The organism is Embleya scabrispora, from assembly GCF_002024165.1.
GTDB lineage: Bacteria > Actinomycetota > Actinomycetes > Streptomycetales > Streptomycetaceae > Embleya > Embleya scabrispora_A.
In genome coordinates this window covers 1-22775 of the sequence record NZ_MWQN01000006.1, presented here as the reverse complement: position 1 = coordinate 22775, position 22775 = coordinate 1, and the positions used below count along the sequence as shown (strand labels likewise).

Here is a 22775-nt window from a genome sequence, read left to right as displayed (position 1 = left end):
TTCGGGGTTGTCCGGGTGGAGGCTGTGGGGGTCTGGCCTGGGGGTTTCGCGTTTTTGTTGAGAATGCTCGGGTGTGTTGCACATAGCCTGTGCGTCTAAAGGCCCGGACCGTGTTTGCGCAGGTCACAGGGTTTTGCATGGCTGCAGGGCCCGGGGTGTGTCTATCGCCGGGGTGTGCGGGACCCGGTGGCGGTGCTGGGGCGTTGGTGTGTTTCGGCGAGGTGGTCGATGCGGATCCGGTCGAGGCTGGTTTTGGTGATGCGTTCGGTGCCGTCCACGATCGCGGTGATCGCGGCTTGGCGGATGAGGCGGGTGAGGCTGCCGATCCGGCCGGCGGTGCGCTGATGAAGATAGGCGGCGAGGCGGCGGTGGTGTCCCCGCGTGGTGTGCGTGCAGGTCGAGGGCGGCTTCCACTCCGGCGATCAATTCTTTGAACGGTTCGCGTGTGCCGAGCCGCGCGGGGAAGGCCCCGCACTCGACCAGCGAGGCGCGTCCGGCGAGTTGCGCCCCGCGTACCCCGCCGAACAACGGTGTGGCGGTCACGTCGATGCCCGCGTACACGAACGTCGCCCCGATGCGCTCCGTCAGGTCCTTCAACAGGTCCGCGGTCTCCGCACCGGTGGTGGTGCGGGGGTTGAGGCGGTGGATCTCGTCGATGAGGACCAACCGGACGCCGGCCCGGTCGTACGTGTGGCAGACGGCCTCGGTGATCTGTGCCCGTGTCATCCGGGTGGTGACGGGGACGCCGAGGTAGCGGGCGAATTCGCCGGCCAGGGTCTTCGCGGTCGCGCCCGGCGGCACGAGGACGTATCCCACCGGCACCCGGCCCTGCGTACTTCCGTCGCGTCGGGCGGCCTCCGCGAGGTGGCAGGCGCGTCCGACGTGGAGCAGGGCGGTGGTCTTGCCCGCGGCGGCGGGTCCGGTGACGATCAGGGACGGTCGTGCGGTGGTGTGTTGGTGGCGGCCGAGGATCATCAGGGTGCGTATGTTCTTGGCGAGGGTGTCGATGGTCGGGGTGCGGACGGTCACGAACGCGGAGTGGTAGGCCAGGCGTTCCTCCCGACTGCGTGGCGGTGCATCGGGCTCGGGTGGCGCGGGTGGTGCCGCGGCGACGAAGTCCTGCCAACCCTGCCAGGTGGTGACCGGCCGGGACTGTTCCGTCGCGTCCACACCCTCGCCACTCGGGCCGTCGCCCGACTGCGCACCGGGGCTCACCATTTCAGGGCCTCCTCGTGTGCGTCGTAGAGCCCGTACCCCGTGTACGGCGGTGCGGGGGAGCCGGGCTCGTCCTCGTCGGCGTCCGGGCCCGGGAGCGGTGACTCGTCGGGGCTGTTGTCGAGTTCGTCGAGGCTGTCCTCGCCCGTCCCCGGGACGGTGCCGCCGAGGTCCTGTTCCCGCCCTTCGTGCACGGGGCGTCCCGGCGGGGGAATCCGGGTGGGCGTGCCGCGGGCGAGGAGGCGTTGTTCGGCGCGGGTGGCCCCTCCGCTGCGGGCACGGCGCATGAGCTGGTCGAGGGCGTCGGCGAGGTTCGCCTCGTGGATGTCGGCGTCGGTGTGGGGGATGACGGTGGCACGCACGTATTGCCAGGTGCGTTCGTCGAACGGGTGGTGGGCGTGGCCACGGTGGATCCATGGCACCTCGGTGAGCCCACGCTCGGGCAGGCGAACCCATACCTGGCGGCCGTCGTGGGGGTTGTGGTGGACCTCCCACTTCCCGTCTCGGGCGACGATCCCGGAGGACTGACCCCGAAAGGGGCCCAACAGGTCGCAGTCGTAGGTGCGGTGGTCGATACGGATCCCGCGTTCGCCGGCGGCCTGCCACCGCACGGGCAACAGTTCGAGGTAGTCGTCACCGGTCAGCGGTACCGGCACGTATCCGGCCACCGCGACCAGGGCGGCCCACATCTGGTTCGGCGTCAACGCGACCCTCGGCATCACCGGATGTCGCAGCCCCTCGTGCGGGCGCTGGTGCCAGTGCACGAGCCATTCGTCGAGCAGGTCCTGGAGTTGGGCGACGCTGAAGCACGCCTCACGCTCGGCGTCTTTGCCGCGTCGGGTGACGTCGGAGCCGGTGTATCCGGGAAGGTGTTGGCAGAACAGGGTGTTGATCGATCCGAACGTGCGCTCGACGATGCCCTTCGCCGTCGGCGCGAACGGGGGAGCCGGCTGCACGCTGATCCCGAGCGTCTCGCACGCGGCGGTGAACGCCCTCGACAGAAAGACCTTTCCCCGATCCACGACGATGGTCTCCGGTACCACGACCGGCCGCGCGGCAGCGCCTTCGAGGCGTTCGCCGGCGTCATCAGCCGATCACGTGCGAGCAGTCGGGCGTGGGCGAAGCACAGCGCGTCGGGCCAGGTGGGCCGTGCCAGGTGTGGCACCGCCATCTCCGCGAGCAACAGCGCCGCGTCCACCGCCCGGGTCCCGCCCGGACACAACACCGCCGCCAGGATCGCCCGGGTGGCGACATCGACGGCGATCGTGAGTTCGGGCCGCCCCACCGTGCCGTCCTCGAACAGAGCCAGGACATCGAGCCGCGTGGTGTCGATCTGGACCTGCTCACCAGGCCGCAACGCCACCGTCGGGGTCAGTCCCCGCCCGCCCTCGGCGCCACCCGGACCGGTCACCCCACCGCGAACCGGCCCCGTCTCCACCGGTCCCAGGCCTCCGTCCGGGCCCACCGCGTTGCCGAGGCTGGCCACGACCCTCCGGACGTGCGACCAGAGCCCGCGTCGACCGGCTCGGCGTCGCGTCCGTCGATCGGTCACGACACGCCGGTCGGATGTTCTCCGCAACGGGTGCGCTTCCCGCCACGTGGCCGCCTCGTCACCGGCCGGCTGCGCCGGGGGCATCGTCGTTGCCATCCACTCGTCACATAACTATCATTGATGTAAGTTTCATGCATGAAACAAACATCGATGTGAGTGAAGGTCGGGATGACGGGGTTCATCGGGCGTGAGCCGCAGCTGCGGCAGTTGGACAAGATGCTGCGCCGCGTGGAACGACAGGCCGGGCCGGGCGGCCGGCCGGGGACGGCGTTGTTGATGCGCGGGCGGCGTCGGGTGGGCAAGTCCCGCCTCGTGGAGGAGTTCGTCGATCGCGCCGGCGTGCCGAGTGTGTTCTTCACCGCCTCGACCCGGACTACCCGCGAGGAGATCGACCTGTTCGTCGCCGAGGCCGCCGCGTCCGACCTGCCCGGCGCCGCCTTGTTCGCCGGAGCGCACCCGGACGGTTGGGACGCTGCGCTGCGCCTGCTGGCCGCGGCGCTGCCCGCCGACGGTCCGAGCATCGTGGTGTTCGACGAGATGCCGTATCTCGTCGAGAAGGACGCGGCGTTCGAGGGCACGTTGCAAAAGCTCTTCGACCGCGAGTTGTCCCGCAAGCCGGTGCTGCTGATCGGTATCGGTTCGGACCTGGCGATGATGGAGGCGATGGGCACCTACGGGCGCCCGTTCTACCAGCGCGCCACCGAGATGGTCGTCCCTCAGCTGAACCCGCGCGAGGTCGCCGCCATGCTCGATCTTCCCGCGGCCGAGGCGTTCGACGCCTACCTTGCCACGGGTGGCCTGCCGCTGCTGTGCGCGGAATGGGAACCGGGCACGGACACCGCCACCTACCTCGCCACCTGCCTGGCCGACCCGCTCTCGGCCCTGGTGGTGTCGGGGGAGCGCAGCCTGGCCGCCGAGTTCCCCACCGAGGCCCAGGCCCGCCGGGTCCTGGAGGCGATCGGCAGCGGGGAGCGTACCTTCACCAACATCGCCCGCGCCGCCGGCGACATCCCCGGCGCCAGCCTCACCCGCGCCCTCACCCTCCTGGTCCACAAACGGATCGTCGCCGCCGAGACGCCCCTGTCGACCAGACCCGCGAACAAGGACACCCGCTACCGCGTCACCGACCCCCACCTGCGGTTGTGGCTGGCCTTCGTGGGCCCGCACCTCGCCGAGATCGAACGCGGCCGCGGCGACCGCGCCAACCGACGCCTGCGCACCTCGTGGAGCAGCTGGCGCGGCCGCGCCATCGAACCCGTCGTGCGCGAAGCCCTCTCCTTGCTCCCCCCCGAAAGCCTCCCACCCGGATGCGAGGCGTTCGGCGGCTACTGGACCCGCACCAACGACCCCGAGATCGACATCGTCGCCGCCGACCGCGCACCCATCGCCAAACACGTCACCGCCGTCGGCTCCATCAAATGGCTCGAGGGCCCATTCGACCACCGCGACCTGACCGCACTCACCGTCCACCGCGACCGCCTCCCCGGAGCCGGCCCCGACACCCCGCTGATCGCCGCCAGCCGCTCCGGCGTCACCGCCCAAGGCATCGACTACGCCTACGGACCCCAAGACCTGCTCACAGCCTGGGAATAGCGGGCACCTCGACGCCGCCCGGCCGGCGCGCGGTCCGACATGCCGAGCCCCCAAGCCTTGCGAAGCCCCTCGAGCGACCGACGGTTGAATTTCCTGACGGCTGCTGACTCGGCCTCCACCCCGCCATACCGGTTCGGGGTGATGATCGACGTGCCCCAAGGGGAGGTCGGTCTGCCCGAGCCGGACTACATGGAACTGACGTCCCGGGATCAAAGCGGCTGATATCCGCACGGGCCGCGGGTTCGGGTCGCGGTCCTGGGCTGCACCACTCCTGGCGAGTTTCCGACCCGCGCAATTGCGCTTGGGCTGTAATCCGGACATTGTCGATGCCATCAAAAACCCGTAAACGCGCCGCTGCGCCGATACGGAGCTCCGGCCTGCTCCCCGGCGGTGGTTGCCGGCTGCAGGCTCGGTCGACGACCGTTGTCCGTGCCGAGCAGGGGGCCGCAGCGCTCCGTGGACGAGATTGAGACGGCCCAGGATGCCCGGGAGCGCGACGGTCGGATCCGCCGCCGGGACCACGGCGTCACGATCACCGCCGAGGAACAGTTCGACCGGGCGGCGATTCCATGACGGGCAAGGGCAGAACGACAATTGGGCTATCGCCCTGCCGATGCATACGCCTCGGCGAGATTGCGCCGGAGCGTGAGGGTTGCGGGATCGTCCTCTCCGAGGACGCGCGTGGCTTCGCCGAGTGCGAGCTCGTACAGCGCTATTGCCGAGTCCCAGTCATCCGTGCACGTGTACGAGGAGACCCTCGCATCTCGCTTCGATCTGATCGTCGCCTATGACGTCGCGGGTGACCGCAAAAGAGCGATGACGGACTACGACACCCTTCTCCGGGACTGCCGACGGAATTTGGGCGACGAACACAGCCTGACGCTAACTGTGCGGGCGAAGCGGGATCGGCTTCCGCCGATCGAATGACGGGCCTCAAGCCTGCTGACGCGTCGCTGCTCGCCCCTCGTTCGCTGCGCCCTGTTACCAGTCGCCTCCGGCTCGCTCGCGCAGGCATCGAAGGGGGCTCCCCATCACGCCGGAAGCGCAACACCGTGCTGGGGGTTCTCACTCGCCGTTTCGGCGGCTGTTCCGACAGTTGCGCAGGATATTGAGGACCCGCGTTCGTCGTTCATCGGCGATCGGGTTCGAGGTACCCGTGGCCGACGGATCGGGCGCGGCGGCATCCAGACAGGTCGTCAACTCCTGGAGCGCCGAGTCGAGGCCGACCAGATCGTCCGCGCGGCGCAGCAGGGCACCCGCACTGTCGGGATACGTGATGTCTTCGGGTGCCAACCGTATGACGAGGTCGAGCAGACCCCACGTGCCCGCGTCCAACTGTTCCCGCACCCAGGCCCTGACCTGTGTCGGCATGAACATCTGCCACAGGAGAAGCAACTCGACGTCCCTGTCCGACAGGCTCACCGCAGGGCCCGTAGCCGAGTGGGCGAGGTGAAGTCGGCAAGCCCCGACAATCTCCCCACGCGCGTCCCGCGCCCAGGCATCCAGACCCGGACCGGCGGCTCCGGCGACGTCACCTCCCTCCGGCACGATCACCCGACCGAGGGTGATCGCGGCCAGGGCGGTTCCTCCCGGTGTGCGCGCCATACGGCCCACACAAACGGCACGCTCATCCTCGGGAATCGAGCCAAGCAACAACGGAGCGAGGAAGCGAACGGACGCTTCGGCACTCACAAGCCCCAACACACCCGCAGGCGCGGTGTACGAGCCGTATTCGACAGCCAACAGCACCAGCAGATCGGCACACGGGAGAGTGTCACCACGATCGATCCGCTGTCGTATTCTGCGGGTCACGCGGTGCGTGTCGCCGCGCAACCGCACCAGAAACTCCGCGTACTCCACCCCGGTCGAGACGGGAACCTGAGCCAACGCGCGATCGAACGCGGCCTCGGACATGTCGTCGTCGGGAACAGCGGACGTGAAGTACCGGTCGAAGTAGTCCTCGCTGCCGACGCCCAAACGGGCATGAGCCGCTTCCGAGGCCACGCTCTCGAACGATTCGAGATCCCGTCCCACCGCCGGGAACAACGTCCCGAGAATGCGCAGCACCGCCTCCACGTGCTCCGCCGCGACGCCGGCCCCGCGCACCAATTCGCGCCAACGGGCGATCCGATCACCACCGGACGGCATGAAGGCCGCACCGGTGAGCTCCCCGCGATGCCGACTCAGCAACGCGTACAGGCCCGGTTCCATCGTCCGCAGGAACGTCACCACCACGAAATCGACCACATCCACGTCCTGAACCAACTCGCCCAGGCTCGCGTCTACTTGAGCGAAGAAGCGCTTGACCGCCCGCGGGGTGCTCAACCGATCCTGCAGGTGCCCGAAGTACACGGCCGAGAACCGTCGCACCTGCGCGTCGTCGAAACCCAACCCGTGCGCACCGAGAACCGCGGACAGAGCTCGCTCGACCATCTCACCGGCGTCGCGCTCACGAAAAGCCGGCAGATCAAGCCGAACCTGAACGATCTTCTCCAGAAACTCCCGAGCCCGCGACGCCTCCCCACCGACCAGGTCGCTCCGCCGCAACACGTCCAATAAGGTTCGCTCGTCGTAGCTGATCAGGTAGTGCACATTCGGCAAACGACCGACCAGACGCACCAACTTGAACACCAACAACAACTCGTCAGGCATGAGCCGATCGAGGTCGTCCATCACGACCAGCACCGGTCGACCGGCCTCACGCAACGCCTCCTCCACTCTGCGCTTGGTGGCAGAAGCGCTGGTGTCGCCCTCGATACGGTCCCCGATGCCCTTGAGCGGCCCCGAAGCATCGAAGGGCCCAACCAACGATCCGAGCTTGCCGATCGGGCTGATGGCCCTGGCATACCCGGCAAGCGTCGTCCGCGCCGTCGACCACCTATCGCCTTTGGGCAGAGCCTCCCGGATCTCGCTGAACAACGCCAACGTCAACGATTCGAGGTCCGAGTACAGCCACGGATTCAACTCCGCCACCGACCAAGCCTCGTCCGTCTCCTCAGCGAGCAACCCCATGACCATCGTCAACACGGACGACTTACCCGACCCCCACGACCCGATCAGAGCCAGGACACCGGAGTCGCTTTGCCGACGGACACGCTGCAGGACGCCGACCGCGTGACGTGCATACGTCTCACGCCCAAGTAGGTCCGGGGAACTCGCCGTTCCATCGACAGGGTCATCATTGAAGAATCGCTCATCGGTCATGACCGGTCATCCTGCCCGAGCGACCGGACACGTCACCCCGATCCTCGAAGAACCCTCCACCTCGAACCCCGCCGACTGCTATTCCGTACCGAACCCCACTCCGGGATCTCACATCCGGACACCCCACCTCACCAGCGCATACCCAGCTCCGTTAGGAGCCGCTCGCGTTCGACCGACAGCGAACTCCGCCGGGTGCGTTGGTTGTTGACCCACTTGCCGAGCCGGACCTCGACGGCACCGCCGCCCTCGCCCGCACCACCACCGGGTCCGGTCGCCGTCTCGGTCGTCACGGTTTCGACGTGTGCGCGGGGTACTTCGAGGTGTCCTTCGCGTTGGCGGTAGGCGACGGCCGCGGTAAACGCCGTCTCCCACGCGCCCCGCCCGCGCCTCGGCGCCGGGGCGGCCCCGACGGCGCCGCCGGCCGCGCCCGCGCCGCCCTCCCGTGCGCCGTTCCCGCCGCCGGTCCTCTCGCCGCGACCTTCCGCGCCACCAACACCCGCGGTCACCGCCACGCCGTCTTCGACGCCGTCGCCGCCCGCCGCGCCACCTTCGAACACCGCTGCGCCGGGTTCGGTTTCGGGTGTGATGCCGAGCTCCCGGAGTTGCTCGATCTGTCCGGGCCGAAGCTTGCCCCACACGGCGGGCTTGGCGTGCCGCCGCGTCCATCGGCCGATGTCCTCACCGCCCGCGACGTACCCGGGCACCAGTTCGTCGAGGGCTCCGCCCCGCTCCAGGAAGAGTCGGACCTCGTTGGCAGCTCTCTGCCAGGCGATGGTCCATCCGTCGGGTCGCCACCACGGGTCCAACGCGTCGAGCGCGGCGACCCGTTCGGGATGCCCGTCCATCACGCCGTGGCGTCGTTGGTTCGCCAACCACTGACCCACCCGTACGCCGTCCTGGACGGCTCCCTGCGGTGCGGCGAGGTGTCCGACGCGTTCGAGGTATCGGCGCGCTGTGGCGAGTCCGTCGTCGAAGGCGGCGTCGGGGTGGGACCACACCATCCCGAGCATGACGAGCTTGCGCACCCGGTCCTTGTGCAGGCGTCCCGCGGTGTACTCGCGTCGTTGGACCGCGGCCCATTGCCCGATCGGGTAGTCGTGGTCGTGTTCGTCGCGCGCGTCGAGCGGGATCCTCATGTGGCCGTGCGCGCGGAGGAAGCGGCGTGCGGCGAGGTAGCCGCGGATCCAGTCGCGTTCGTCGGGGTCGATGACCCGCAGCCGCACGAAGTCCGCGACGACCGCCGGGTCCCGGGGGCTGGAGAACCGCAGGAACGGCCGCGTCTCGGCAGCCACGCCTTCGCCCGGCCCATCGGCGCCCGACGGCCCGCCCGGACCCGCCAGGGCCCCTTCCACGCCCTCGGCGACCCCCACGCCGCCCGCCCCCACGCCGCCCGCCCCCACGCCGCCCGCCCCCACGCCGCCCGCCCCCACGCCGCCCGCCCCCACGCCGCCCGCCGCTGCGCCGCCCGCCGCTGCGCCGCCCGCCGCTGCGCCGCCCGCCGCTGCGCCGCTGTCGGCCGTATTGTCCGCGTCGTCGGGTGCGTGGTCGACGGCCGCCCGTGCTGCGCCGTGTGCCGATGCCTGGGGGACGGCGAGGGCCTCGACGAGCTCCGGTGCGTGCGCGCGCAACGCTTCGAGGACGGTGACGAGGTACCGGTGCCCATCCGACAGGAGCATGTCGTCGGGGTGTTCGTGGTCGTCGAGGAAGACGGGCACGACGATCCCGGCGACCTTGCCCTGCCCCGGCTTCTGACGCAGGGCCCTTCCCACGGCCTGGGTAATACTGACAATACTTGACATTTCATCGAAAATAGCGAAGGCATCGACGGCCGGGCAGTCGATGCCCTCGCCGAGGATCCGCACGTTCGAGACCACGGACAGATCACCCGCGGCGCCGGGTGTGTCGTCTCAATGGGGTTGCTGTATGTCTTTGGTTGGTGGGGTCTTTGAGCTGTGGTGCAGCAAACTGTGAGAATTCGTGTGGGGGAGTGGTGTGAGCCTGTGAGCTGTGTCGATGACGCGGTCTGGGGTTCGAGGGTGGTGTGTGCAGGGGTGTTGACCTGTAGTGCGGCATGATCTGAGAAGAGTGCTGCGATTTCGTTGAGGCGACGCGTTGGAGCACGGTTTCTCGGTGTTGTGCCGTTGTTGTTGCGGTCGTTCGAGCGTTGTCTCCGCGGCCGGTCGGCCGCCGAAGCGAATACGCGCACCCCCGACGAAGGCGTCCGCCTGCTGCGCCCGGCGCCGGGATTCCGGTCGTGGCACACACGTCGAACCCCGGCGCGGGGCCCGGCCATCCACGCCGGTCGGCATCCGCATCCCATCCCGACCAGCGTCGCGGGAATGGCCCGGTGGTCGTTGCCGATCCCGATCCGCAGAGTGCGGAAATCAGGAGATCCCGCGGGTTCGCGCCTGCGATACTTCTCGAAATCCGTGGGATCACAGGCTGTTTGGGGGCCGGGGTGTCGACGCGCAACCACATCACCGAGGTCACCCGACGGCACATCGTCGACACGATCGTCCTGGAGAAGATCGACTGGGCCGGCCGGCTGGACGAGGTCGATTTCCTCGGCCGCCTGTACGACCTCGAGGCGATGGAGAGCCACGACTCCCGCTACGCCACCGCGAGTGGGGACATCTACCAGCACCGGTACAACAACCCGGAGGACTGGGACGACGACTGGGTCTTCGGCGACCCCCGCTTCGGGCTCGCTCGCGGGTCTGACGACGTGTTCCTTCGGTTCCTCGCCGAAATGCTCCACCCCGTCGTCCGAGCCGACCCCGAGGAAGCCCGACGGCTTGCGAGGATGTTCAACGACGCGCTCGCCCCCGACGGCTGGGAACTCGTTCCGGACGGTGCGATCAGCGGCCGGCCGATCCACAAGGCCCGCCGTCGTACCTCGTTTCACGGCGTCCTGCCCGAACTCGACCTCGACGCACGGCCCCTGTTGACCGACCCTCGGGTCCTGCACGAGCACCTGGGCCGGATCCGGGACGGGATCGAACGCGATCCCGCCGCCGCGATCGCCTCGTGCAAGGAACTGGTCGAGAGCCTGTTCAAGATGATCCTCGACAAGAGCGCGGTCGAGTACACCAGGAACGACAACGTCCCCAAGCTGTACGCGCAGGTCGCCGTCCTGCTGGCGCTCAAGGCCGAATCGGTCCCCGCGAGCGCGAAGGGCAGCGAGGCGTCCCACCGGGTCCTGGGCACACTGGCGCAGACGGTCCACTCCTTGGCCGAATTGCGCAACCAACTCGGCCTGGGGCACGGCCGGACCACCTCCAGCCCGGCCCTCGCCCGTCACGCGCGTCTCGCGCTCAACGCCACGGTGACGGTGACGGAGTTCCTCCTCGACACCTGGCACGAACGCGTCGACAAGGGACTCCTCACACCAACGCCCTGAACTGAACACGACGGCGGATCCGATTCGTACGCCGTCGAGTGCCGCCGAGGCGTTCCGACGACAAACGTGTTCACGGCGAATCCTCGCCCAGTCCTTCCGCGCCGAACGTCGCGGCGTGCCCGTCCCATTTCGACCGAGGAGCCTTGCGTATGGCCACGACCCGCCTTCCGATGTGGCCCGCCGCGAACGTGGAGGCCTTGTGCGCTGCCCTGGCGAGCACGGATCGACCAGGCCTGACCGGCTCGGAGATCGGCCGACTGTTGGCGGTCGTCGGTATCGACGACCCGGCGCCCACCGCGAACAAACGCGAGAGGCTGTGGGCGGCCCTGATGACGAGACAACAGGCCGACCGGGCCGGGAACTGTGTGGTCCGCTTCATCACCGAGGCCATGGCCCCCGGCCGCCACGTCCAGGACGGGACCCGCTTCCACGCGCTCCGGGACGCGGTCAACGAACCCCTCGCGCTGATGGCCCTGCGGGTCAACGAGGAAGGACGCGTCGCCCGCGCCACCGGCGCCAGGACGCTCGACGACGTCGCTCGACTCGCGGGCCGACTGCGGACCGAACTCACCCGCCGCGGCGTGCATCCGGAGGTCGTGCGCTACTGCGAGGAGGAGATCCTGCGCAAATCCCTGTTCCACGCGGTGTTCGAGGCCACCAAGGGCGTCGCCGAACGCCTGCGCTCGCTGTCGGTCTCGAGCCTCGACGGCGCGGACCTGGTCGACCACTGCTTCGGCACGAAGTCTCCGCCACCGGTGGTGCGCATCAACACTTTCGTCACCGAGACCGACGTCAGCGAGCACAAGGGATTCGCGAACCTCCTCAAGGGCATCTTCGGCACCTTCAGGAATCCCCCCGCCCACACGCCCCGCGCCGCCGCCCGATGGGACATCACCGAACCAGACGCCCTGGACCTCTTCGGCACCTTGTCCTTCACACACCGCCGACTCGACAAGGCAACCGTCACTCTCCGCCCTTGACCCGGACACGCCGCGAACGACGATCACATCACCATCGAGAGCGGACACCACCGCTTGCCTCGACGCGCCACCCACCGGGCCCCGGATCGCCCCCCGCCCCGCCGCCCGCCGTCGACCGCCTGGCCCACCGCTGCGCCGCCGAGCCTGTACCCGACTCGATCGGCCGTTGCCGTGGGAGTTTTCCCCGGGGGCATCGGTGATGGTGTCCGCCCTCGGGTGGTGGGGTGCGCGGAACCCGGTCGCGGGTGGGTGGTGGTCAGGCGCGGTCGGTGGGTTCACGGCCGATGTTGATGCTGTCCAGGAGTGCCTCGGTGATGGTCTCGGTGCCGTCGTCGATGGCTTCCTGGGCGGCTTGGCAGACGAGTTGGTTGAGGCTGTCGATGTAGCCGCCGGTACGCCGGTGCAGGTATGCCGACAGGCGTACCAGGTCGCCGTTGCGGTGTGCGTACAGCCGCAGGTCGTCGTCGAAGCCGCCGACGACGCCCTCCCAGTCGCCGGCTCCTTGGAGGTGTAGGGGATGGGGTCGACCCACAGGACCGGCAGTTCGCTGTCGTATGCCGGGACCCGGTCCCGGGTGGGTCCGGATGTGCGGCGGCGGTCGCCTCGGGCGTCTTGGACGACGTCGCGGGCACCGGTGCCGCAGTAGACGAACGTGGCCTGGGTCTGGTCCTGCAGGCACTGGAAGTAGTCGAAGGCGGTGCGTAGTTCGTTGTCCCTGATCCGTTCCACGCCGTCGATCAGGACCAGGCGGGTGCGGGCCTGGCGCATCACGTGGGTGACGGCGACGGTCGTGTCGGTGCTGCGGTATTCGCCTCCGGTGCGGCCCACGGCCCGGGTGTGTTCCAGACCGAGAAACTCCGCGAAGGGCAGGGACCAGTGCAGGGTGTTGTCGCGGTTGGACGGCACGTTGACATAGACCACCGGGATCCGCTCGGGATCGGGTCCGGCCGTGGTTTCGACCACGCCCTGGTGGCCGCGACCGATCAGCGCCAGCAGGGTGGACTTCCCGGTGCCGCGGTCGCCGTCGACGATCGCGCTCTGGGCGCGACCGACGGTGCGGAACCGGTTGGCGCGCAGCATCCGCCGGGCGTCCAACAGGCCCCTGCGCAGCGCCGGGGTCATCACGGGCAGCATCTCGCCGTGATAGCGCATGCGCGGATCCGTCGGTGCCACGACGGTGCCCCGCGGGGCGCAGTCCCGCAGGTCGGGTGCCACGACCAGGCGGTGGACGTACGCGTCCCAGCCTTCCCTGGTGGACAGCGGCGGCGCCTCCGCCGGCCGGTCGGGCAGGGCTGCCGGCGTGATCGGCCGGATCAGGTCGTGTCGGCTCACGTATTGTCTCCGCCTTCTTCGCCGTCGTCGGTGTCTCGGGGCCGGTCCGCGGCGCCCTCGGATGTCCCGGGCCGCGGTGTGGCGGGTCGGGGCGGATCGAGGGAGGCGAACACGTCCGCGGCACTTTCGCCCAGTCCGCCCCGCCGCCCGGCCCCAGGCCCCCCGACGACGCGCGTCCCGGCCGCCGCAGGAGTCTCGTCCAGCCCCGCCGGGGTGTCCGGCACGGCGGGCCCGGGCATCGGGGCGTCGCCGCCGGCCGCCTCGGCCCCGCCCGACGGGGCCGCCCGACGCCCGGGCAGCAGGTCCTCGGCGGCGACGTTCAGCGAAGGCGCGCGCGTCACGGTGGCCGGGTCGGGGGCGGGGATGCCCGCGTACGGGTCGGGCGCGGGGGAGCGCAACCGCAGACGGGGCCCGGTGAACACGCCGGCAGGCCTCGGCACGGCGGGATCGGGGCCGCGGCGCGCCCGTTCGAGCAGGCGCGCGACCTCGCGGGCGATCTCCCGCTCCCTGCCGGCACAGCCACCGGTGGCCACCAGGCTCGCGGTGGCCTGCTCCCACAGGTACTGCGACCAGTGGTCGCCGATCAGGCGCTGGTGGACGAACTCCGCCTCCACCCAGGGATCCTCGCCCGTCTTCTCCTTGTGATGGTCGTACAGCCACACGTACCGCGGGGCGTAGGGGTTGTAGCGCACCTGCCACTTCATGCCCTGCCCACGCAGTCCCGAATGCTTGCCGAAGTACCGCTGCACCGAGGCGCTGTTGTAGGTGCGGTTGTCGATGCGTACGCCCTTGCGGGTGACCTTCAACCTCTTGAACGGCAGCAACCTGCGGTTCTGGGACACCGTCAACGGCATCGGCACATGACCCTCGGCAGCCACCAGCGCGGCGTACATCCGGTTGGGGCTGACGGTCACCCCCGGCAGGAACGGGCTGCGCAGCCCCTCGTGGGGTTTCTGCTGCCAGTGCAACGCGATCCACTCGTCCAACAGGTCCTGTACCTCGTTGATGCTCCACAGCGGACCGTCGGTGACGTGCTTGCCGCGCTTGGCCAACTCCGCGCCGGTGTAGCCGGCCACGTGCTGGCAGAACAGCTTCTTGATCGCGGCGAAGGTGCTCTCGACGATCGCCTTGTCGGTGGGGGTGCGCATCCGGGCCGGGCGAACACTGATGCCCAGCGTGGTGCACACGTCCACGAAGTGCTCGCTGTTGAAGATCTTCCCGTGGTCGACGACGATCATCTTGGGCCGGATCACCGGCCGCGCGGCCGCGCCGATCATCCGCGGGTCGCAGGCCACCAGGTCCGCGTACGGCATCTCGGAGTTCTCGGCCATCGCCAGCGGCGACCAGCCGGGCCGGCCCGGCATCGGGGCCAACGCCTGGGCGAGCATCAGCACCGCGTCGAAGGACCGGGTGGCCCGCCCGCCCAGCCGCCTGCCGCGCGGGCCGCGACCCGCGCTCCTGGGCACTATCACCGCGCCGATGATCGTGCGCGTGGCCACGTCGATCGCGGCGGTCAACTCGAGCGACACCGGCCGGCCGTCGTCGCCCAGGGCGATCACGTCCAGCCCGGTGGAATCGATCTGGACCTGCTCGCCGAGCATCCGCGCCATGGACGGGGTGAACGGCGCGTCCGGGGAGTTCGCCGCGTCCATCCGGCGCCGTACCGGCGCGGCCAACGACCCCACCGAGATCCCCAACCGCTGCAACAGCCGGTAGAACGTCGCCCGAGAGGGCGCCAGTTGCTCGTGCTCGTCGGGATAGCGCTTCCGCAGCGCCTGCAACAGCCGTTCGTGGAGCCGACTCGCGTGACCGCTGGACTCCTCGACGCCCGCGTCGACCTCGGCCAGCAGCAACGCGACGACCCGTTCGTCGGTGCGACCCCACACAGCGCCGGCTGTCACCTCCCGGACCAGGCCCGCGACGCCGCGGTGGGCATACGCCCGGCGCCGGCGCTCCACCGTGGCCGCGGAGGCCTTCGTCCAACCCAGCGCCCGCAACTCCGCCGCCTTGGCGGCGTCACGCCGGCGCAACGTGAACACCGTCGGGTCGAAACCCGGCCGGGGCGGCGCCTCCGGGTCGGCGTCCGGAAGCCGCCCCTCGACGACCTCGATCAAGTGTCGCTCCCAGTCGCGCACCCGCCGGAGCTGAGCCTCGGTGAGCAGGTCCAACGCGCTCAAGTCCGGCACCCGTGCCGCGGGCAGCGCCCGCCCGGCCCCGTCCAGGACCGCGAAGTCGGGAGCATCCACCACCATCGCCACCAGCGCGCGGACATCCTCCCCGTCCGGCCCGCAGGCGGCCAGGTGCACAGCGGCGCCCTGCAACGCCGCCACGACGTAGACCGCGCCGTGCCACCGCACCCGCGCGCCCACAGACAGCCCCGTCTTCGCGTCCGCGACACCGCTCTCGTGCAACGACGCGCTCACAAGGCCTCGTTCCCCTGGACCCACACAAGCGAGGTGGGCAACAGCGGCGCGTCCCAGTCGGTGGTCAGATCCCCGGTCCACAACAGATGCCAGACGTGCCCCACCGCGACCGCGACCGACGCGGCCCCCTCGGCCAGGGGCCGGGCGCGCGCGAACGCCTCCACGAGCGCCGCCCTGATCCGCGGGGTGCCGCGGTACTCCGGCATGCGGAACTGCGCGACCCGCTCCAGACAGGCCAGGCGTACCGGATGCGGGAGTTGCGGCACGGTCACCGTCCAGCCGCGGCCCGCGCCGCACCACGCATGATCTCCTCCTCGCACAGCCCCTCCGGCCCTGGTCGCCAAGGGGACATGACCGCCAGGAGTCGCCCGTCGACGTCGCGAGCGAAGAACGCCGGGGTGATCGTGCCGTGCCGGCCCCCATCGCTCCACCGCACCTCGGCCGAGGCCGCCGCGAACCCGGTGATGCGTGGATCGAAGTCCAACACCATGGCCAGGTGCGTCCGCCCCAGCGTGCCGCACGGCACCAGCGCCCCGGTCGTCGCCGACCACCAGTCGGTGCGGATACCGCGCCGGCCGCGCCAGGCACGGGCCACCGGCAACGGACGATGTTCCTCCAACGCCACCCCGAGCAGCGCGCGCGGTGGACAGGCCCGACCACCGGGCGCCTCGCTGTGGCGCACGAGCACCTCCATCATCGGCGTGCTCCTCTCAGCCGCGACCGGCCGCGCCGCGCGCACCCGGTCGGTCTCGAGCCCCCGCATGCTAGACCAAGACCCCATCGGCCCCTCGAGGCCACCACCCGCGGTCACATGAACACGCTCCGACGGGGGCGCTATCCGAAGGGCCGCTCGGCCTTCTCCAGCATGTCCCAAGACAGGCAAGTGAGTTGGTCCACCGACGCCAGTTCCGCGATCCTCGCGTGCGGGGCCGCCGGCCCCGGCCTCACTCCACACGGCCGCGCATCGTTCACACCGAGCCACGGGAGCAGAGCATGCTCCTCCTGCCATCGACTCAGCGCCCGGTACACGCCCGGGCCGAGTTCACCCACAACATCCCGGCCCCACCGCGCGTACTCGAAACCGGTCAACCGCCCATCGAGCCGAGGGCGTTCGACACGGGCCATCAGCCGAGCCACCCGCATCACCGACGGCAACAGATGGGCCACCACACCACGATGCGAACCCAATCGGGGGCGCCGCGAGGACGGGTGGGCCAACACCGCGAACGCATCGGCGACCAAGCTCCGCGCGACGGGCCCGAGCCGCAGTTCGAGCCGTCGCCGTTGCCGCTCCGCGACCACCGCCTGCGGCCAGGCGTCCAAGCGGGCGAACGTCGTGGAGTCGTCACGGGAATTGTCGGTCAACCGACCGTGCCGTACGCAGATGTGCCACGTGTCCGGGAGCATCAACCACACCGGACCCCGGACACCCCGAGAAGCCGTGCACAACGCGCAGGCCCGCACCAGATAACCGTCCCGCGGCTCCCACGGCCACTTCCACACCGGGCCGTCCCTCCCGGCCGGCAGCAACTGCCCCTCGCGCAGGCCGATCAGCGCTCGCTGCAACTCCCGCACCGTCCGCCCCGTCAGCGCCGCCAGCCGCTCACGACCGGCGGCGTCGACATACAACTCGGTGTAGCGCGGATCGACCGCGCGGGATTGACCCCGGCCGACACTGTCCAACAACTGCGCCACGCTCTGGCCGTTGCGGGCAGCCAGCCGCGTCACATACGAACCGGTGGACTCTCCCGCGACGAAACGCACCTGTTGCGGCAGAGCCCGCACAGACCGCGGCGCGTGCCACCCCGACAACCGACACCTCCCTCGACCCGCCCGAGCACGGCCCATAGGGTGGCGCCCTCGATCCGGCGATCCGGACGAAGAGAATCTAGAACTCCCCGCCCGGCCAAGGAGCAACGGGTCCAAAACCGGACCACGCGCAGCCGTGGCGCCCGGTCGCCGCCCCGACGGGAGGCGCCACACGGCCGCAACGCCCCCGTGAAGGAGAACCGCCACCAGTGACCGCAGGAACCCTCAAACGGCTGCGGCGCCACCAGGCAGAGGCGGTGGACGCCGCCACCCAGGCCCTGAAGCACCTGTCGCGCGTCACGATCATCGCCGCAACCGGGACCGGCAAGACGATCATCGCCATGCGCATCGCAGAGCACTTCACCCCAAGCGGGCACGTCCTGGTGCTCGTCCCCACCCTCGATCTCCTCTCCCAGACCGCCGCCCACTGGGCACACGACAGCCCCCTCACCAACATGGTGGGCGTCTGCTCCCTGGACAGCACCCACAACGTCGCCGTCGACAAGCGGATGAAAACGCTGACCACCGACGCCCGCGTGCTGGCCGAGACGGTGGCCTCCCACACCGGCCCGACCGTGGTCTTCGGGACCTACTCCTCACTGAAGGTGATCGAACAGGCCCACCGAAGGCACGACCTGCCGCAGTGGTCGATCGCGGTCGTCGACGAAGCCCACCGCACCACCGGCGACCCCGGCAAGGAATGGGCCGCCATCCACAAGGACGGCTCCATCCCCGCCCGGCGCAGGCTGTACATGACCGCCACCCCCCGCACATGGAACCCACCGGAACCGAGGAAGAACAAGAACGACAAGAAGAGCGACAAGGAGCATCCCCCCACGGCAACCGACAACCAGGCACAGCCGGAGCCCGCACCAACCACGTCACCCACCTCGATGGACGACGCCTCCATCTACGGCCCGACCGTCTACCAACTGACCCTGGCCGACGCCATCGACCAAGGCATCCTCGCCGACTACCGCATCGTCGTGCCCGTCATCGACGACGAGGAACTCCAAGGCGTCCTGCGGACCAAAGGCCCCACCCCCACCTGGACGGCCTGCGCCTGTCAGCCCTGCAAGTCGGCCTGCTGCGCGCGATGGCCCAACACCGCATACGCCGAGTCATCAGCTTCCACAGCCGCATCGCCCACGCCCAACACTTCGCCCGGACCCTGCCCGACACCGTGACCGCAGCCTCCTCCACCACCACGATCCGCCGCCTATGGGTGCACGCCATCCACAGCGGACAATCGTCCCGCAGCCGCACCCGACACCTGGCCGACTTCGAGAACGTACCGCTGCTGCGCTCCGACATCGGCCCACACGACGCCGTCGACGGCGCCGTCCTGGCCAACGTCCGCGTACTGGGAGAAGGCGTCGACGTTATCTGTAGGTCGGTTGCCGGTGTGGTGTGTTCGGTGTGGATGCGTGGGTATGTCGGGGGGCTTGTGTCGGTGGTTGGCGGGTTGGGGTTCGTGTCGTGGTAGTGGGGGAGTGGTCGGTGGACCGGGTGCGGGGCCGGTCGTTGTTCTCCGGCGTTGATGCGCGCGCGGGGGAGGGCTCTCGTGTCCGCGGTGTGTGCGGGTCGCGTTCACGTGGGGGAGCGGCTCGTGTGTGGGTCTTCGCGGGTGTCGTGACGATTCGGGGTTCGTCGGTGGGGCCTGTCACCATCCGGTGATGGTGGCGAGTGTGTTCACGACGCGTGTGGCCCGGTTGTGTCGTGTGCGTTCCGATGCGGGGGATCCGTTGGGGGACGGCTTTCCGGTCGATGACGACGGGTTCCGTACTGCGGGGTGGTTTCCTTCCCCGCGTTCGGGCTTGTCGTCGGGATCGCTGGTGACGGCGGACGTGGTAGCAGCGGCGGGGACGTTGGTGGTGCTCGGTGAGCCCGGCGCCGGCAAGACGTGGTTTCTGCGTGACCTGACTCGTGGTCTGGTCCCTCTCGACGAGCCCGCTGCGGTCCCGGAGGGCCCCGGGTGTGTGTGGGTGGACGGCGCGGACTTGACCGAACACTCCTGTCTCGAACTCCTGGGACGCTTTCTCGAAGCGTTGCCTCGACGCGGCGCCACCGGGAACGAAGGCCAACGACCACCGGACCGGGACATCGCGCGGCCCGCTGTCACGTTCGTCATTGACCAGTTGGACGAGAGTCCCATGCTCGAACGGCTGCCCGGCTTCCTGCGGCGCGCCTTGAAGGCGCGCGACACGAGCGGCGTGAGGTTCCTCCTCGCGTGTCGATCGGCGGACTTCAAACAGGCTCTCGCGGATGTCCTTCAGGACTGCTTCGGAGCGTGCCCCCTGGTAGATCTCGCGCCTCTCACATACGCGGAGGCGGTCTCCCTGGCCGACAGCGCCGGGGTGGCCGGCGTGGACGTGCTGAACGCGGCTGTCGACGCCCGGGCGGGCGCGTTGGCGAGCGTGCCCCTGACGCTCGAGTTCCTCGTGCGTACCTATCGTGAACAAGGCCGACTCGCCGGCGGGCCCTCGCAACTCTTTGCGTCGGGCACCCGGTTCCTCGCTTACGAGCACGCCTCCGATCGCAGCGAGCCTCGCCCGTTCACCACGACCGTCGAGCAACGCCTGGTCGTCGCGGGCCGCGTCGCCGCCTGGATGTTGCTCTCCGGCCGGCGGACGCTGTGGCTGGGCGGTGCTCTCGCCACCGCGTCCCACCCTCTGGACTTCGACATCGCGTCCGCGGTCGGCGGCACCGAGACCACCGGCCCGACACTGACGTTCGAAGTCACCGCCCTTGTGGTGGAAGAGGCCCTGCGTACCGCCCTGTTCACGCCCTCGGGCGCCGATCGCGTCTCGTTTCGCCATTCCTCGGTCGCGGCCTACCTCGCGGCCAGGTACCTCCTCGACCGCGGAACACGCCCCGAACAACTCGCCGATCTCCTGCTGGTCAGGACCCCCGACGAAGGCGTCCACTGCATCCCGACGCCCTTGCGTGAGACAGCCGCGTGGCTGGTCGCGCTCGACCCACAAGGCACCGACTGGCTGTCGGACGCGGACTCCGTGAGCCTGATCGCCCACAGCGCCCTGGTCCGCTCCGACGCCGTCAGGAAACTGATCGTCGAGCGCCTCCTGGAACACGCGGACGAGGTCGAACTCGCCGACACCCGCTGGTACTTCTCACGCTGGGACCTGCACCATCCCGGTCTGGACACACAACTGATCACCGCCCTCACCTCCACCCCCGGCGACCCCCGCGACGATCGGGACACGGCGGCCGCACGGGTACGCATCGCGCTGCGCCTCGCCCGGGACTGCCCCTCCGCGGCCCTGACACCGTCACTCCTGCGTATCGTCCGTGACCCCCGGCGGCCGAACGGACAGCGCCGTATCGCCGCGTACGCGGCGTTCGCCGGCGACGAACCCCTCGCCGCGCCCGTCCTGCGCGAAGCCCTGCACGACCTGCCCGACGAGACCGACACGGGCCTCGCCACAGCCGATCCCGATCGCTCCCTGCGCGCGACGTTCCTGTCCCTGCTGTGGCCGCGGCATCTGTCCGTCGAGGAACTCCTGACACACCTGCGACCTCCCGGCCCCAAGAGCTGGGACGGCGGTTACACACACTTCCTCACCGACATCCCCGACGCGTGCACGGACGAACAGATCCCCGTGCTCTTGGCCTGGATGAACGCCGTATGGCACTCCGATCCCCACGACGAGGAAGAAACGATCACCGCGCCCGAGCCGACCGGACGGGGCGACGGCACCGCCTGCCGCCCTCACCTCGAGCCCGCGTCCACGCCGAACCCCCAGCGCTTCGAATTCCATTCCCACAGCGACGAGGGCCTGCTCCTGGACGCCGCCATCGCCCGCGCCGCGGACCACCACGACCCCACCAGACACCTGCCCGCCATGGCCACCCTGATCGCACGGCGCTTTTCCCAGGGGGGAGAACTCCTCCTGCCCAGCGCATTGGACCCCCAAGGCCTCCAGGGGCCACAACTCGCCGCCGTGACCTCGTTGCGCCGCGATCTCGCCCGAGCCCTGGTCCTCGAGTGCGTACACCGCCACCGGGAACCCGCCTACGCGACCCGGCACATCGTCCACGGCTGGCACCAACCCATCCCTCTCTCGTTGCGGGCACTCGAAACACCCGAACACGCCCGACGGCCCCGACTCCTCACCGGCTCGGACTTCGCCTGGGTTCTCGATCAGGCCGCCGACGCACTGCACACGGGTGACAGCGCCACCGCGAACGCGTTCGGCCATCTGGCATCACATCTCTTCGACCCCGACGACCCGGCCCTGTACGAACTCGCCTACGACCGCCGGGACAACCCTTCCTGGCCCCACCTGCGATGGGCCTACGACCCCATCGTCATCCACGGCGATCTCGCCGCCCGACTCCGCCGCTCACACGGCGCCGGACGGCGCCGATGGGCCGAATCCGATGGCTTCGTCGCGGGCCAGAGGCAGGCCCTGAGCGACCTCGTGTCCGGCGACACGACCGTCTTTCCCGACCTGTTCTGGAATCTGCAGCTCGATCCCGCCACCGGCCGCGGTCACACCCCACGCGACGCGGACCCGCAGACATGGCCCGGCATGAGCGTCTTCGACGCCGACGAGCGCGCGCAGCTTCTGGACGGCGCGTTCCGCTATCTCCACCATGAACACGATCACGCAGACACATGGTTGGCGGAGGGGGGAGACGACCTGCGGGCATGGGCGGGACACCACGCCCTGGCGTGGCTCGACCGGCGGAACCGACTCGACGAACTAGCCCCCGGGGTCTGGGCGTCGTGGACCGGCGCCGTCCTGGGAGAGGGCTCCACGACCTGGGACGAAGCGAGCGCGACAACCGAGGCGACGCTGCGCCGCCTGGCCGCCCTACACGCGCCCCACGAATTCGGCCGCGACCTCGACCGCCTCGTCCGAGCCGACCTCGCCCGGGGCCGAGAGACCCGGGGACTCGACTCCGTAACGCTGCCGCCCACGGCCGTCACTCTCCTGGAGAACCTGGCACACGACCTCCAGGACGCCCTCGCACCGATCCCCACTCGCCCCGACGACTCCGGAGAGCACACCTCCCGCTCTCCAACCCCGCCGGCTTTGGCCGACACGGACGAATCCCACGCCGCGGCCCTGAGAACCTGGTCCCACCTCCTCGCGATCCTGATCGACCACGGAAGCCCGACGCCACGAGACCTCGCCGCCACCGTCGTCGACCACCACGCCACCTCGGCAGGTGTCCAACGCACACTCGCCGTGCGCGCAGCCCTCGTCCTCTTGACCACCGACGCCATCGATTTCTGGCCA

General features: G+C 69.9%; 15 protein-coding genes and 2 pseudogenes. 6 read left to right on the top strand and 11 right to left on the bottom strand.

What is annotated here, in order from left to right:
• Positions 1-161: 161 nt before the first annotated feature.
• Together B4N89_RS46400 and B4N89_RS46395 are read right to left on the bottom strand one after the other, a co-directional pair.
• Positions 162-1218: pseudogene (locus tag B4N89_RS46400) on the bottom strand (TniB family NTP-binding protein).
• Positions 1212-2237 carry a hypothetical protein gene (locus B4N89_RS46395; protein ID WP_321170765.1) on the bottom strand — a complete coding sequence of 342 codons (1026 nt, stop codon included), beginning with the start codon at positions 2235-2237 and terminating at the stop codon, positions 1212-1214. Before B4N89_RS46395 ends, B4N89_RS46400 begins: the two are co-directional and overlap by 7 nt.
• Before the next feature lie 698 nt (positions 2238-2935).
• Here B4N89_RS46395 and B4N89_RS46390 point away from each other — a divergent pair.
• The gene (locus B4N89_RS46390; RefSeq protein ID WP_078982859.1) at positions 2936-4360 is read left to right on the top strand and encodes an ATP-binding protein; all 1425 of its coding nucleotides are present in this window, start codon (positions 2936-2938) and stop codon (positions 4358-4360) included.
• A gap of 599 nt (positions 4361-4959) precedes the next feature.
• Here B4N89_RS46390 and B4N89_RS53680 read toward each other — a convergent pair.
• The 3 genes from B4N89_RS53680 to B4N89_RS52905 form a co-directional block, all read right to left on the bottom strand.
• Positions 4960-5139 (bottom strand): tetratricopeptide repeat protein, encoded by a 180-nt coding sequence (locus B4N89_RS53680; RefSeq protein ID WP_078982858.1) that lies wholly within the window; start codon positions 5137-5139, stop codon positions 4960-4962.
• A 286-nt stretch (positions 5140-5425) separates the two neighbouring features.
• Positions 5426-7564, bottom strand: coding sequence for a P-loop NTPase fold protein (locus B4N89_RS46375; protein WP_078982747.1), 2139 nt, complete (start codon positions 7562-7564; stop codon positions 5426-5428).
• Between the two features lie 128 nt (positions 7565-7692).
• The gene (locus B4N89_RS52905; protein ID WP_161501075.1) at positions 7693-9438 is read right to left on the bottom strand and encodes a helicase associated domain-containing protein; all 1746 of its coding nucleotides are present in this window, start codon (positions 9436-9438) and stop codon (positions 7693-7695) included.
• Positions 9439-10022: 584 nt separating this feature from the next.
• Here B4N89_RS52905 and B4N89_RS46365 point away from each other — a divergent pair.
• Positions 10023-10964: an abortive infection family protein gene (locus B4N89_RS46365; protein WP_078982745.1), complete on the top strand. Its 942-nt coding sequence runs from the start codon at positions 10023-10025 to the stop codon at positions 10962-10964.
• Positions 10965-11113: 149 nt separating this feature from the next.
• Positions 11114-11944: a TIGR02391 family protein gene (locus B4N89_RS46360; protein ID WP_078982744.1), complete on the top strand. Its 831-nt coding sequence runs from the start codon at positions 11114-11116 to the stop codon at positions 11942-11944.
• A 256-nt stretch (positions 11945-12200) separates the two neighbouring features.
• Here B4N89_RS46360 and B4N89_RS46355 read toward each other — a convergent pair whose 3' ends face one another.
• The 6 genes and pseudogenes from B4N89_RS46355 to B4N89_RS46330 all read right to left on the bottom strand — a co-directional run bounded on the left by B4N89_RS46355 (position 12201) and on the right by B4N89_RS46330 (position 17463).
• Positions 12201-12476: a hypothetical protein gene (locus B4N89_RS46355; protein WP_078982743.1), complete on the bottom strand. Its 276-nt coding sequence runs from the start codon at positions 12474-12476 to the stop codon at positions 12201-12203.
• Positions 12477-12586: 110 nt separating this feature from the next.
• Positions 12587-13024 (bottom strand): annotated as a pseudogene (locus B4N89_RS53675) (ATP-binding protein); the annotation flags it as partial.
• A 248-nt stretch (positions 13025-13272) separates the two neighbouring features.
• Positions 13273-15699, bottom strand: coding sequence for a Mu transposase C-terminal domain-containing protein (locus B4N89_RS46345; protein WP_235619391.1), 2427 nt, complete (start codon positions 15697-15699; stop codon positions 13273-13275).
• Positions 15696-15971: a hypothetical protein gene (locus tag B4N89_RS46340; protein ID WP_143658450.1), complete on the bottom strand. Its 276-nt coding sequence runs from the start codon at positions 15969-15971 to the stop codon at positions 15696-15698. Before B4N89_RS46340 ends, B4N89_RS46345 begins: the two co-directional genes overlap by 4 nt.
• The gene (locus tag B4N89_RS46335) at positions 15968-16396 is read right to left on the bottom strand and encodes a hypothetical protein (RefSeq protein WP_143658449.1); all 429 of its coding nucleotides are present in this window, start codon (positions 16394-16396) and stop codon (positions 15968-15970) included. Before B4N89_RS46335 ends, B4N89_RS46340 begins: the two co-directional genes overlap by 4 nt.
• Before the next feature lie 137 nt (positions 16397-16533).
• Positions 16534-17463 (bottom strand): TniQ family protein, encoded by a 930-nt coding sequence (locus B4N89_RS46330; RefSeq protein ID WP_268812620.1) that lies wholly within the window; start codon positions 17461-17463, stop codon positions 16534-16536.
• A 254-nt stretch (positions 17464-17717) separates the two neighbouring features.
• Here B4N89_RS46330 and B4N89_RS46325 point away from each other — a divergent pair, with 254 nt between their 5' ends.
• The 3 genes from B4N89_RS46325 to B4N89_RS46315 all read left to right on the top strand — a co-directional run.
• Positions 17718-18695, top strand: coding sequence for a DEAD/DEAH box helicase family protein (locus tag B4N89_RS46325; protein WP_078982739.1), 978 nt, complete (start codon positions 17718-17720; stop codon positions 18693-18695).
• On the top strand, positions 18692-18994 hold the full coding sequence (locus tag B4N89_RS46320; protein WP_078982738.1) for a hypothetical protein: 303 nt from the start codon (positions 18692-18694) through the stop codon (positions 18992-18994). The genes B4N89_RS46325 and B4N89_RS46320 overlap by 4 nt, the downstream gene beginning before the upstream one ends.
• A 349-nt stretch (positions 18995-19343) precedes the next feature.
• Positions 19344-22775, top strand: a 3432-nt coding sequence (locus B4N89_RS46315) for a hypothetical protein (RefSeq protein ID WP_143658447.1), incomplete at its 3' end; no start/stop codon positions are given.